Source organism: Cupriavidus sp. FW305-27 (assembly GCF_058787995.1).
Genome location: NZ_JBYTAG010000058.1, coordinates 1 through 11,906, shown reverse-complemented (window position 1 = coordinate 11,906; position 11,906 = coordinate 1). Strand labels below are relative to the sequence as shown.

At 67.8% G+C, this 11,906-nt stretch carries 12 protein-coding genes and 1 tRNA gene; 6 read left to right on the top strand and 7 right to left on the bottom strand.

Translation table 11 applies throughout. From position 1 onward, the window contains the following. Positions 1-14 precede the first annotated feature (14 nt). Genes cysD through AC3WRI_RS24505 form a run of 5 tightly spaced genes read right to left on the bottom strand, consistent with a single transcriptional unit; the run spans position 15 to position 4,877 of the window. Complete coding sequence (cysD, locus tag AC3WRI_RS24525; RefSeq protein ID WP_010814943.1) at positions 15-980, bottom strand: sulfate adenylyltransferase subunit CysD; 966 nt, start codon at positions 978-980, stop codon at positions 15-17. A gap of 11 nt (positions 981-991) precedes the next feature. Beyond that, complete coding sequence (locus tag AC3WRI_RS24520) at positions 992-1,795, bottom strand: phosphoadenylyl-sulfate reductase (protein ID WP_439668211.1); 804 nt, start codon at positions 1,793-1,795, stop codon at positions 992-994. Then, positions 1,792-2,376, bottom strand: coding sequence for a DUF934 domain-containing protein (locus tag AC3WRI_RS24515; protein ID WP_010814945.1), 585 nt, complete (start codon positions 2,374-2,376; stop codon positions 1,792-1,794). Before AC3WRI_RS24515 ends, AC3WRI_RS24520 begins: the two co-directional genes overlap by 4 nt. A gap of 16 nt (positions 2,377-2,392) precedes the next feature. Continuing rightward, positions 2,393-4,075, bottom strand: a complete 1,683-nt coding sequence (locus AC3WRI_RS24510) for a nitrite/sulfite reductase (RefSeq protein WP_010814946.1) — start codon at positions 4,073-4,075, stop codon at positions 2,393-2,395. A gap of 28 nt (positions 4,076-4,103) precedes the next feature. Beyond that, entirely contained in the window at positions 4,104-4,877 is a 774-nt protein-coding gene (locus AC3WRI_RS24505) for a sulfite exporter TauE/SafE family protein (protein WP_010814947.1), read from the bottom strand. Between the two features lie 166 nt (positions 4,878-5,043). On the opposite strand from AC3WRI_RS24505, the gene AC3WRI_RS24500 reads away from it, so the two are divergent. The 4 genes from AC3WRI_RS24500 to AC3WRI_RS24485 all read left to right on the top strand — a co-directional run bounded on the left by AC3WRI_RS24500 (position 5,044) and on the right by AC3WRI_RS24485 (position 9,395). Continuing rightward, entirely contained in the window at positions 5,044-5,985 is a 942-nt protein-coding gene (locus AC3WRI_RS24500) for a CysB family HTH-type transcriptional regulator (RefSeq protein ID WP_010814948.1), read from the top strand. An 84-nt stretch (positions 5,986-6,069) separates the two neighbouring features. Then, entirely contained in the window at positions 6,070-7,233 is a 1,164-nt protein-coding gene (locus tag AC3WRI_RS24495) for a methyltransferase (protein ID WP_492294259.1), read from the top strand. 94 nt (positions 7,234-7,327) lie between these two features. Further along, on the top strand, positions 7,328-8,485 hold the full coding sequence (locus AC3WRI_RS24490) for an ABC transporter substrate-binding protein (protein ID WP_037023635.1): 1,158 nt from the start codon (positions 7,328-7,330) through the stop codon (positions 8,483-8,485). Then, on the top strand, positions 8,469-9,395 hold the full coding sequence (locus AC3WRI_RS24485) for an NAD(P)-dependent oxidoreductase (protein WP_492294257.1): 927 nt from the start codon (positions 8,469-8,471) through the stop codon (positions 9,393-9,395). Before AC3WRI_RS24490 ends, AC3WRI_RS24485 begins: the two co-directional genes overlap by 17 nt. A gap of 22 nt (positions 9,396-9,417) precedes the next feature. On the opposite strand, the gene AC3WRI_RS24480 is transcribed toward AC3WRI_RS24485, so the two are convergent. After that, positions 9,418-10,338, bottom strand: coding sequence for an alpha/beta hydrolase (locus tag AC3WRI_RS24480; RefSeq protein WP_439668214.1), 921 nt, complete (start codon positions 10,336-10,338; stop codon positions 9,418-9,420). Positions 10,339-10,487: 149 nt separating this feature from the next. Here AC3WRI_RS24480 and AC3WRI_RS24475 point away from each other — a divergent pair. Together AC3WRI_RS24475 and loiP are read left to right on the top strand one after the other, a co-directional pair. Continuing rightward, positions 10,488-10,572 (top strand) — tRNA-Leu (locus AC3WRI_RS24475). A gap of 194 nt (positions 10,573-10,766) precedes the next feature. Beyond that, complete coding sequence (gene loiP, locus AC3WRI_RS24470; RefSeq protein ID WP_010814953.1) at positions 10,767-11,510, top strand: metalloprotease LoiP; 744 nt, start codon at positions 10,767-10,769, stop codon at positions 11,508-11,510. 211 nt (positions 11,511-11,721) lie between these two features. Here loiP and AC3WRI_RS24465 read toward each other — a convergent pair. Further along, positions 11,722-11,906: hypothetical protein (locus tag AC3WRI_RS24465; protein WP_492294256.1), on the bottom strand; the 185-nt coding region annotated here is incomplete at its 5' end.

Below are 11,906 nucleotides of genomic sequence, written 5' to 3'. Positions count from 1 at the left end.
TTGCTGCGTGCGGCTTAGAAGTAGCCTTCCTTCTTGCGGCGTTCCATCGAGGCTTCGCTCGTCTGGTCGTCCATGCGGGTGGCGCCGCGCTCGGTGATCTCGGTCACCGCGGTCTCGGCGATGATCGCTTCCGGCGAATCGGCAACGCTGGCCACCGGGCAGGTGCAGCTGATGTCGCCGACGGTACGGAAGCGCACCGACAGCACCTCACTGACGTCGCCGTCCTGCTTGGGCGTGATCGGCGTGACCGGCACCAGCAGGCCGTTCTTGCGCACCACTTCGCGCTGGTGGGAATAGTAGATCGGCGGCAGCGCCAGCTTCTCGCGGGCGATGTACTGCCACACGTCCAGCTCGGTCCAGTTCGAGATCGGGAACACGCGCATCTGCTCGCCCTGCGCCATGCGGGCGTTGTACAGGCTCCACAGCTCGGGGCGCTGGGCCTTGGGGTCCCACTGGCCGAACTCGTCGCGGAACGAGAAGATGCGCTCCTTGGCGCGGGCCTTCTCTTCGTCGCGGCGGGCGCCGCCCATCAGCGCGTCGAACTGATGCTCGCCGATGGTTTCCAGCAGCGTCACGGCCTGAGCCGCGTTGCGCGAATCGGTTTCCTTGCGCAGGCGCACGGTGCCGCGCTTGATCGAGTCCTCGACATGGCCCACCACCAGGCGCGCGCCCAGCTCAGCCACGCGCTGGTCGCGGAAGGCGATCACTTCCGGATAGTTGTGGCCGGTGTCGATATGCACCAGCGGGAACGGCAGCTCGATCTTGCGCTCGCCCAGGCGGAAGGCCTTCAGCGCCAGGTGCAGCATCACGATCGAGTCCTTGCCGCCCGAAAACAGCAGCGCCGGGTTGCGGCACTCGGCCACCACCTCGCGGATGATGTAGATCGACTCCGCTTCGAGGCGGTCGAGGTGATCGTTCTGTACTTGCAACAGGTGCGCCACGCTGCTGGTGGCTTCTGCGATGTCGTTCATGATGCCCATTTTGTCCGGCCTCAATGCTTGATGTTCTGTTCGTGGAGCCCGCACTCTTTCGAGTCCTTGCTCTCCCACCACCAACGTCCCGCGCGCACATCCTCGCCCGCGCGCACGGCACGCGTACACGGCTCGCAGCCGATGCTGGGGTAGCCCTTGGCATGCAGGTCGTTGACGGGCACGTTGTGGCGCTTCAGGTAGGCCCACACTTCGGGCTCGCTCCAGTCCGCCAGCGGATTGAACTTGGGGATGCCGCGGGCTTCGTCCTGTTCCTCGAACGGCAGCTCGGCGCGCGTGACCGCCTGCTCGCGGCGCTGGCCGGTCAGCCAGGCGTCGGCGTGCGAGAGCGCGCGGTTGAGCGGCTCGACCTTGCGGATGCCGCAGCATTCCTTGCGCAGCTCGACGCTGTCGTAGAAGGCGTTGAGCCCGTGCTTCTTCAGGTAGTTCTCGACGGCCTCGGCGTCCGGCGTGAACTGCTCGATGCTGTAGCCGTAGTGCGCCTGCACCTTGTCCAGCACCGCCAGCGTCTCGGCGTGCAGGCGCCCGGTCTGCAGCGTGAACACGCGGATGCCGGCGCGCACGGCTTCGGTGCCGCGCAGGATGGCGTCGGTCAGCACCATGTCCTCGGCCGCCAGGCTCGAGGCAAAGCGCGCGCGGAAGAAGCGTGCGGCGATGCCCGCCAGGCGCTCACCCAGCTCGCGTTCCTTCTGCGCCAGCGCTTCGATGCTGCCGGTGTATTCCGGCGCAACCCACAGCGCGGGCGGACGCAGCGCCGACACCGCTCCGGCATCGACCACCGCGATTTCGCTCAGCACCGTGCTCATGCCGTTTCCTTCGACTGCACGGCACCACCTTCGGTGCGCGCACGGCGGAACAGCGGCAGCGGCTCATCCACCGAAGCCTGGTAGGTCACGGTGAACTCGGTGAAGCCCTTGATGGCGTCCTCGATGTTCTTGTCGGCGCGCACCGCGAAGGCATCGAAGCCGCAGCGCTTCATGAAGTTGAGCTGGTCGCGCAGCACGTCGCCGATGGCGCGCAGCTGGCCCTTCCAGTGGTAGCGGGTGCGCAGCAGGTAGGCCGTGGAAAAGCCGCGGCCGTCGCGGAACACCGGGAAGTCCACCGCCACCAGCGCCACGCGCGCGAAATACGCCTCGGCATCGCCCGGCTCGTCTTCCGGGGCCAGCCACACGCCGGTGCGGGCCGCGTCGCGGCCGGCCAGCAGCGCTTCGTTGGCCTTGAACACCGACAGCGGGAACAGCACCGCGTCCTGGCTTTGCACGGCCGCTGCGATCTGCTCGTCGGTCAGCGGCTGCTCGGCGGTGCCGCGCAGCACGGTCCAGCCGTCATCGACGATGACGGGGGCGACGGTAGCGCCATCCTGTTGCAGTTGAATGATCTTTGCCATGTTCAGTCTCCGGTCCTCAGGCTTCAGCGCGCTCGCGCGGCTGCTTGTCGGCATAAACGCGCTCCTTGAACGGGGCGATGCCGATGCGGGACAGGGTTTCGATAAAGCGTTCGTCCTCGATGCGGTTGGCAACGAAGGTGTCGATGATGCGGGTCACCACCTCGGGCATTTCCTCGGCGCTGAACGACGGGCCGATCACCTTGCCCAGCGCGGTCTGGTTGCCCTGGGCGCCGCCCAGCGTGACCTGGTACCACTCCGAACCGTCCTTGTCGACGCCCAGCACGCCGATATTGCCGACGTGGTGGTGGCCGCAGGCGTTGATGCAGCCCGAGATGTTCAGCGAGATCTCGCCCAGGTCATAGACGTAGTCGAGGTCGTCGAAGCGGTCCTGGATCGCCTGCGCGATGGGGATCGACTTGGCGTTGGCCAGCGAGCAGAAATCGCCGCCCGGGCAGGCGATGATGTCGGTCAGCAGGCCGATGTTCGGGGTAGCCAGGCCGGCCTTCCTGGCCAGTTGCCAGAGCGCGTACAGGTCCTGCTTCTTCACGTCCGGCAGGATCAGGTTCTGCTCGTGCGCGACGCGCAGCTCGCCGAAGCCGAACTGGTCAGCCAGGTCGGCCACGGCTTCGATCTGCGCGTCGGTGGCGTCCCCCGGGGGCGAGGCCACGCCCGGCTTGGTCGACAGCGTCACCGCGGCGTAGCCCGGCACCTTGTGGCCGTGCACGTTGCGACTGACCCAGCGCGCAAAGGCCTTGTCTTCCAGCAGGTGGTTCTCGTACGAAGCATCGGTGTCGGCCAGCTTTTCATAGGCGGGCGGCGTGAAATACTGCGCCACGCGGTCGAACTCGGCCTGCGTCAGCGTGGCCGGGCCGTCCTTGCTGTGCTGCCACTCTTCCTCGACTTCCTGCGCGAACTTCTCTGCGCCGATGGCCTTCACCAGGATCTTGATGCGCGCCTTGTACTTGTTGTCGCGGCGGCCATAGCGGTTGTACACGCGGATGGCCGACTCGACGTAGGACAGCATGTGCTGCCACGGCAGGTCGTCCTTGATGATCGTGCCCAGGATCGGCGTGCGGCCCAGGCCGCCGCCGGCCAGGATGCGCAGGCGCGTTTCGCCTTCGGCGTTCTTGTAGGCGTAGATGCCGATATCGTGCATCTGCACCACGGCGCGGTCATTGGCCGAGGCCGAGATGGCGATCTTGAACTTGCGCGGCAGGAAGGCGAACTCCGGCTGGAAGGTGCTCCACTGGCGCAGCAGCTCGGCCAGCACGCGCGGGTCCACCGACTCGTCCGGCGCGACGCCGGCGAAGTGGTCGGTGGTGATGTTGCGCACGCAGTTGCCCGAGGTCTGGATGGCGTGCATCTCAACGCTGGCCAGCTCGGCCAGCACGTCGGGCACGCGCTCCAGCTCCATCCAGTTGTACTGGATGTTCTGGCGCGTGGAGAAGTGGCCATAGCCGCGGTCGTACTCGCGCGCGATATGGCCCAGCTTGCGCATCTGCTTCGACGACAGCAGGCCGTACGGAATCGCCACGCGCAGCATGTAGGCATGGCGCTGCATGTACAGGCCGTTCTGCAGGCGCAGCGGCAGGAATTCTTCCTCGGTCAGCTCGTCGGACAGGCGGCGGCGCACCTGGTCACGGAACTGGGCGACGCGCTCGGCGACGATGCGCTGGTCATATTGGTCGTACTGATACATGGCGGGGTCCGTTCAGTATTCGTTGAATTCAGGAAACGAGCTTGATGGCGACCAGCGTCAGCGTGGTCGCCAGTGCGGCACGCACCAGCCGTTCGGGCAGCGCCCGCGACAGTTGCGCGCCCAGCCAGATGCCGGGGATCGAACCCACCAGCAGCGCCAGCAGCAAATTCCAGTCGACCGTGCCGAGCCATACATGGCCCAGCCCGGCAAGCGCCGTCAGCGGGACGGCGTAGGCAATGTCGGTGCCGGCCACTTCAGCCGGCTTCATATGGGGATACAGCAGCAGGATCAGCGTGGCGCCAACCGCGCCGGCGCCGATCGACGACACCGTCACCAGCACGCCGATCACGGCGCCGACCACGATGGTGGCAATGACCTGGGCGCGGCCGTGCAGCTGGAAGCGCGGATTGCGTTCCAGCCAGGCCAGCATCTGCTTGCGGAACAGCAGCGACAATACGGTCAGCAGCACCGACACGCCGATGGTCAGGCGGATCGCGTGCAGCCACTGGGCGTTGAGCTCGCCGGCGCTCTTCAGCACCAGGATGGCGGCCACAGCCGCCGGCAGGCTGCCGATGCACAGGCGCCGCACCACCTGCCACTGCACATGGCCGTGGGCACGGTGCGCGATGGTGCCGAAGCCCTTGGTGATGGCGGCGAAGGCCAGGTCGGTGCCAACCGCGGTGGCCGGCGAAAAGCCGAACAGCAACGTCAGCAGCGGCGTCATCAACGAGCCCCCACCCACCCCGGTCAGACCGACGAGGACGCCTACAAACAGACCGGAAACCGTATAGGCAACAGACATGGGGGACTCGGTGGGAACCTGGCCCGTGGGTCTCGCATCACAAAGTGGCTGCTGCGAGAGGACGCACTGAGGGCTGGCCATTAATTAACAAAGTTCGAGAATCGTAATAAACTGGCCTCATACCTCAAACTAATAAGAAGTTGTTTGTTTATACGAACCCAGATATATGAACCTGCACCAGTTTCGCTTCGTGCGTGAGGCCGTCCGGCAGAACTACAACCTGACTGAGGCCGCCAAAGCGCTCTACACGTCACAACCCGGCGTGTCCAAGGCCATCATCGAGCTGGAAGAAGAGCTGGGCGTTGATATCTTTACCCGCCACGGCAAGCGCATCCGCAGCCTGACCGAGCCCGGCCGCCGCATCCTGAGCTCGGTCGAGAAGATCCTGCAGGAGGTGGAAAGCCTGAAGCGCGTCGGTATGGACTATGCGGCACAGGATCAGGGCAACTTCACCATCGCCACCACCCACACCCAGGCGCGCTACGCCCTGCCGCGGGTGATCAGCGAGTTCACCAAGCGCTACCCCAAGGTGCGGCTGTCGATCCAGCAGGGCAACCCGGCGCAGATCGCCGACATGCTGCTGCACGACCAGGCCGATATCGGCATCGCGACCGAAGGCATCTCCGCCGACAAGAACCTCGTGTCGCTGCCGGGCTACCAGTGGACCCATATGGTGATTACGCCACCCGAGCATCCCCTGCTGGACAAGAAGCACCTGGCGCTGGAAGACCTGATGGGCTACCCGCTGATCACCTACGATGCCAACTTTGCCGGCCGGACCAAGATCGACAAGGCCTTCGCGCTGCGCCACCTGGAGCCGGACATCGTGCTGGAGGCCATCGACGCGGACGTGATCAAGACGTACGTGGAGATCGGGCTGGGCGTGGGCATCGTCGCCGGCGTCGCCTATGATGCCGAGCGCGACCGCAACCTGCGCGGCATTTCGGCCGGCCACCTGTTTGGCAGCAACGTGACGCACCTGGCCGTCAAGCAGGGTGCCTACCTGCGCAGCTTTGTCTACACCTTCATCGAGCTGTTCTCGCCGACGCTCAACCGCAAGCTGGTTGAGCAGGCCATGTCCGGCGAACACGAAGCCTACGAACTCTGAGGACGGCCCGCCGCCTCTCCCTATATAAGAAGCAAACCCAACCATGCATCTGCTGCCCATCACGCCCTGCCGGCCGGAGGCCCTGTGAACGACCTGCCCCGCATTCACTGGACCGAGGACGGCATCGAGCGCAGCGCCGCCTGGCGCTCTGAAGCCGGCCTGCCGCCGCCGCGCCGCGTGATCATCGCCGACGACACCACCAGCGCCGACACCGCCTACCGCCTGGCCTGCGAGGGCACCGCGCTGCTGTGGCGCGGCGACTTCCAGAACGCGCGCCAGCTGCTGCACGCGCTGGCCCGCCGCACCGAGCGCAAGCCCAAGAAGGCCAGCCGCCCCGGCCAGAAAGCCAGGGACAAGGCCAAGGGCGGGGCCGCTTCGCCAATCGAGGCCTTCAACCTGCACCGGCTGGCCCAGTCGCAGCGCGCCCGCACGCTGGGCATGCTGCTGCTGCCGTTCGAGGCCAGCCACGAGGTGCCGCTGCGCCGCGCGCCGGATGTGCGCGACGCCTGCGAACAGGTCTACGGCCCGGCCAGCGAGCCCTACGTGGCGTCGATGCGCGAGTTGCTGGGCATGATCGGCGCCTATGAATGGCGCAAGAAGGGCGTGGAGATCCCGGCGCTGGAAGACCGCATCCACCCCTGGTACGGCGTGTTCTCGCCGGTGCGCGGCGAGTATGTCGACCTGGTCGCGACCGAGCCGCTGCCGGCCAAGACCCTCGCCTTCGATATCGGCACCGGCACCGGCGTGCTGGCCGCGGTGCTGGCCCGCCGCGGCGTGCAGCGCGTGGTCGCCACTGACCAGGACCCGCGCGCGCTGGCCTGCGCGCGCGAGAACATCGCGCAGCTTGGCTACGTCGGGGAGGTCGAAATCGTGCAGGCCGACCTGTTCCCCGAAGGCCGGGCGCCGCTGGTGGTGTGCAACCCACCCTGGGTGCCGGCCCGGCCCAGCTCGCCGGTCGAGCGCGCGGTCTACGACCCTGACAGCGCCATGCTGCGCGGCTTCCTGCAGGGGCTGGCCGAGCATCTGGCGCCGGGCGGCGAAGGCTGGCTGCTGCTGTCGGACCTGGCCGAGCATCTCGGCCTGCGCCCGCGCGAGGAACTGATGGGCTGGATCGACGCCGCCGGGCTGAAGGTGCTGGGCCGTTCCGATATCCGCCCGCGCCACCCGCGCGCGACGGATGCTGCCGACCCGCTGCACGCGGCGCGTTCCGCCGAGGTGACCACGCTCTGGCGCCTGGGCGTGCGCTGACCGGCACGGCCGCGGCGGGGCGCAGGCGTGCCCCGGCGGCCGAGTTCGGCTATCCTTCCCGTCACATATAAGAACGGAGGAGACCATGCTGACAATGCCCCTGCGCCCCCTGCTGCTGGCCGGCGCCCTGCTCTTCACCAGCGCCGCCGCGCATGCCGACATCCGTGTCGGCATCGATGTGTCCACCACCGGTCCGGCGGCCTCGATCGGCATCCCCTCCAAGAACACCGTGTTGATGTGGCCCCAGACCCTGGGCGGCCAGAAGGCGCACTACGTCATCCTTGACGACGGCACCGACCCGGCCGCGGCGGTGCGCAACGTGCGCAAGCTGATCTCCGAGGAAAAGGTCGACGTGATCGTCGGCCCCAACATCACCCCCACCGCCATCGCCGCGCTCGACGCCGTGGCCGAGGGCGAAACCCCGATGGTGGCACTGGCCGCCTCGGCCTCCATCGTCGAGCCGCAGACCGACGCCAAGCGCCGCTGGGCCTTCAAGATGCCGCAGAACGACTCGCACATGGCGACCGTGCTGACCGAGTACATGAGCAACCACGGCGTCAGGACCGTCGGCTTTATCGGCTTTGCCGACGCCTACGGCGAGAGCTGGTGGCGCGAGTTCTCGAAGCTGGCCGAGGTGCGCAAGATCAAGGTGGTCGCCAACGAGCGCTTCTCGCGCAACGACACCTCGGTGACCGGGCAGGTGCTCAAGCTGATGGCGGCAAACCCGGACGCGATCCTGATCGCCGGCGCCGGCACGCCGTCCGTACTGCCGCAGAAGACGCTGGGCGAGCGCGGCTACAAGGGCAAGGTCTACCAGACCCACGGCATCGCCACCTGGGACTTCCTGCGCATGGGCGGCAAGGATGTGGAAGGCACGCTGTTCCCGACCGGGCCGGTGGTGGTCGCGCGCCAGCTGCCCGAGAGCCACCCGGTGCGCAAGGTGGCGCTGGACTTCGTCAACCGCTACGAAAGCAAGTACGGCGCCGACAGCGTCACGCAGTTTGCCGGCGACGCCTGGGGCGCGTGGATGCTGCTGGACGACGCCGCCCGCCGCGCGCTGAAGACCGGCGCCCAGCCCGGCACGCGCGACTTCCGCGCCGCCATGCGCGACGCGCTGGAAGCCACCACCAACCTCACCATCCCCAACGGCGTGATGAACCTGAACCCGAAGGACCACCAGGGCTTCGACCAGCGTTCGCGCGTGATGGGGGTGATCCGCAACGGCAAGTTCGCCTATGCGGGCGATAAGTAGCCCGCCGCATCAAGAAAGGAAGCATGGCATGAGCACCACTCTCACCCCCACCACCGTCGCCTTCATCGGCCTGGGCGCCATGGGCTCGCACATGGTCCGCCACCTGCTGGCCGCCGGCCACACCGTGCGCGCCTTCGTGCGTCGCCCGGACGCGGCCGAGGCCGCGCGCGCGCTGGGGGCGGAGCCCTTCTTCACTCCGGCCGAAGCGGCGCGCGGCGCCAGCGTCGTCTTCACCAACGTGACCTCGTCCGAAGACGTGCGCGAAGTGCTGCTGGGCGAGCAGGGCGTGATCCACGGCGCCGCGCCGGGCACCATCTGCGTGGACCACAGCACCATCTCGCCGATCGTCACGCGCGAGATCGCCGCGGCGCTGGCCGCGCGCGGCATCGAGGCGCTGGACTGCCCAGTCTCGGGCGGCACCATGGGCGCCGAGGCGGGCACGCTGACCATCATGGTCGGCGGCAAGCCCGAGATGCTGGAGCGCGTGCGCCCGCTGCTGCAGCAGCTGGGCAAGACCATCACCCATATCGGCGACCACGGCGCGGGCCAGGTCGCCAAGCTGTGCAACCAGATCGCGCAGGTGGTCAATATCGAAGGCATTGCCGAGGCCATGCGTTTTGCCGCCGCGCAGAACGTCGACACCGGCCGCGTGTTCGAAGCCATGGCGACCGGCATGGCCGGCAGCCGCATGCTCGACCTGATGGGCCCCAAGATGGTGGCGCGCAACTTTGCCGCCGGCATCGAGGCGCGGCTGCACGACAAGGACTTCGGGCTGGCGCGCGATATCGCCGAAGAAATCGGCCTGGACCTGCCCGCGATGCAGGCCACCTCGGCGCAGCTGCGCACGCTGATGGCCAACGGCTGGGGCAAGGACGACACCTCGTCGCTGCTGCGCGTGCTGGAGGGCTGACGCCCTCGCGCCCGGTGCGCGCTCAGCGCTCCATCAGCCGCAGCACCGCGCGCGTCAGGGCACCGTCCGGGCTGGCAAAGCCGTCCAGCACGTTGAAGTGATGGCAGTCCGGCAGCACCAGGTCGCTCGCGGCCGGATGCGCCACCTTGGCCGGCCACGCCGCGCGGATCAGCGCGTGCTGGCGGTGGTATTCGGCGGCCTCGAGTTCCCCCACCGCGATCGCCAGCGGGGCACCGCTGGCCGGCGGCATGTACGCGGGCGACAGCCGCGCGACATCGTCTTCCGAGAACCGCAGGTCGCGCTGCAGGAAGGCAGCGCGCCGCAGCGGCTCCATGTCGTACAGCCCGCTGACCGAGAGCCCGCCCTTGACCAGGTCGGCCGGCAGCTCCGCGCCCAGCTGCGGCCAGCGCGCGGCCATCAGCATCGCCACCAGGTGGCCGCCGACGGAATGCCCGGCCAGGAAGAGCTTGTCCGGATCATGGCCCAGCCGGTCCGCCTGCCGGTACAGCCAGGCGACGCTGCGCAACACCTGCCGCACGATCTCCGGCACCGTCACCGCAGGCACCAGCGTGTAGTTCACCACCGCCACCGACACCCCCAGCGCCGGCAGCGCGCTGGCAACAAAGCTGTGGTCGTGCTTGTCCAGCGCCCGGTAGTAGCCGCCGTGCACGAAGACCAGCAGCGGCGGCAGCGCCCCGTTGGCCCGCTGCGCGGGGAAGTAGTCCAGCGTCTCGTCCTGCGCATGGCGCGAGTCCTCGCCGGCATAGCTCAGGTCCGCCAGATAAGCGCCGCGTGCGCGCACCCCGGCGGACCACTGCGCCCAGCGCGCCATATGCACGGCGTTGTCCGGCACATTGGCGCGGTTGTTGTATTCCCGGTCATAGAAGCCGGGGTCCTGCGAAGGCAGGCTGGCGAGGCGCGCCAGCGAAGCTTGGTCGGTCATGGCAGTCGGGGGTGGTCGGGACGATGGGCGAGTGAGAGGCTGGGCGCCATGCTACCGGATTTGCGCAGCCGCGCACTGGTTGTCCGACGACGGGATTTCCGGCATAATTCCCGGCTCAGCACGGTGCCGGTTCCGGCGCCATACACCCTGCCCGGGTGGTGAAACAGGTAGACGCAGGGGACTCAAAATCCCCCGCCGCAAGGCGTGTCGGTTCGAGTCCGACCCCGGGCACCATCGGCTTCTTCCCGACTAGTTCCCAGCATTGCCTCCGTGGTGCCATCTCGGCCGCGGGTCGGCGCACGCCTCCTGGCCTCGGACGTGCCCCGCCAGCCACTTTGCCTGAGCGCCTGTCGGACGGCGCCCACTGGCGCGCCCTCGCCCGGCTACCTATCCTATGGCATTGCCAACCCCCTTTCCCGGAGCGAACCATGAAGCGACTCGCCCTTTCCGCCCTCGCCTGTTCCGCGCTGCTGGCCGGCTGTGCCGGCGCCAATATGGAAAGCCTGACGCAGGCCGGCGGCAGCCTCTTTACCGCCGCGACGCTGTCGGACAGCAACGTCAAGATGCTGTCCGACCAGTCCTGCGCGGAAATGGACCAGAAGAACACCATCGCACCGGCGGACAGCACCTACGCCAAGCGCCTGGCCAATGTGATGAGCGGGCTGGGCAACACCGGGCTGCCACTCAATGCCAAGGTGTATGTGACCAAGGACGTCAATGCCTGGGCCATGGCCAACGGTTGCGTGCGGGTCTACAGCGGCCTGATGGACTTGCTCAGCGACGATGAAGTGCGTGGCGTGGTGGGCCATGAAATCGGCCATGTGTCGCTGGGCCATACCAAGGCCGCGATGCAGGTGGCCTACACCACGGCTGCGGCGCGCGGGCTGCTGGGGTCGACTGGCGTGGCTTCGCTGACGGCGCTATCGTCGTCGCAGATCGGCGCGCTCGCCGAGCAGTTCGTCAATGCGCAGTTCTCGCAGCGGCAGGAAACCGCGGCCGACGACTATTCGTTCGACCTGCTGACCAAAAACGGCGCCAACCGCCAGGCCCTGGCATCGGCGTTCCGCAAGATGTCGACCCTCGATGGCGGACAGTCGAGCATGCTCAGCTCGCACCCGGGATCGCTGGAGCGCGCCAAGCATATCGAAGCCCGCCTGGCCGGCGGGCGCTGACAGCGGCGCATTTGCCCTTGCCGCCGCACCCGTTCGGGTGAGGCGGCACCTCCCTCCCGACTGCCCCGCTTCACTTCCCTCGCGCACCGCTCCCGACACCGTTTCCACACTCGCGCGGCCATGCCCGCGGCGCGTTGACTGCGCTTAATTCGCCGACAAAAGCTTTCACTACGCTGGCCGGAAACCGGCGGAGATAATGCCTCACGCTGCATTAACGCGGTTGATGCGGTCGCGCCACTGCATGCGCGATCCGCGGCGCCAACGCTGCACCTGCCAGCTGCGGTGTGCGCGCCGCCACCGTGATTGCCGTGATCGCCATGATCACCTTCATGCCCGAAGGACACGCCCCCGCGCCATGGACATGCCCCGCCTCCGCTCGCCCCGCACCCGCAGTCC

Bases quoted from the DNA above. Each gene is read 5' to 3' on its own strand.
- cysD (WP_010814943.1), bottom strand. From the start codon at position 980: ATGGGCATCATGAACGACATCGCAGAAGCCACCAGCAGCGTGGCGCAC.
- AC3WRI_RS24520 (WP_439668211.1), bottom strand. From the start codon at position 1,795: ATGAGCACGGTGCTGAGCGAAATCGCGGTGGTCGATGCCGGAGCGGTG.
- AC3WRI_RS24515 (WP_010814945.1), bottom strand. From the start codon at position 2,376: ATGGCAAAGATCATTCAACTGCAACAGGATGGCGCTACCGTCGCCCCC.
- AC3WRI_RS24510 (WP_010814946.1), bottom strand. From the start codon at position 4,075: ATGTATCAGTACGACCAATATGACCAGCGCATCGTCGCCGAGCGCGTC.
- AC3WRI_RS24505 (WP_010814947.1), bottom strand. From the start codon at position 4,877: ATGTCTGTTGCCTATACGGTTTCCGGTCTGTTTGTAGGCGTCCTCGTC.
- AC3WRI_RS24500 (WP_010814948.1), top strand. From the start codon at position 5,044: ATGAACCTGCACCAGTTTCGCTTCGTGCGTGAGGCCGTCCGGCAGAAC.
- AC3WRI_RS24490 (WP_037023635.1), top strand. From the start codon at position 7,328: ATGCCCCTGCGCCCCCTGCTGCTGGCCGGCGCCCTGCTCTTCACCAGC.
- AC3WRI_RS24485 (WP_492294257.1), top strand. From the start codon at position 8,469: ATGCGGGCGATAAGTAGCCCGCCGCATCAAGAAAGGAAGCATGGCATG.
- AC3WRI_RS24480 (WP_439668214.1), bottom strand. From the start codon at position 10,338: ATGACCGACCAAGCTTCGCTGGCGCGCCTCGCCAGCCTGCCTTCGCAG.
- loiP (WP_010814953.1), top strand. From the start codon at position 10,767: ATGAAGCGACTCGCCCTTTCCGCCCTCGCCTGTTCCGCGCTGCTGGCC.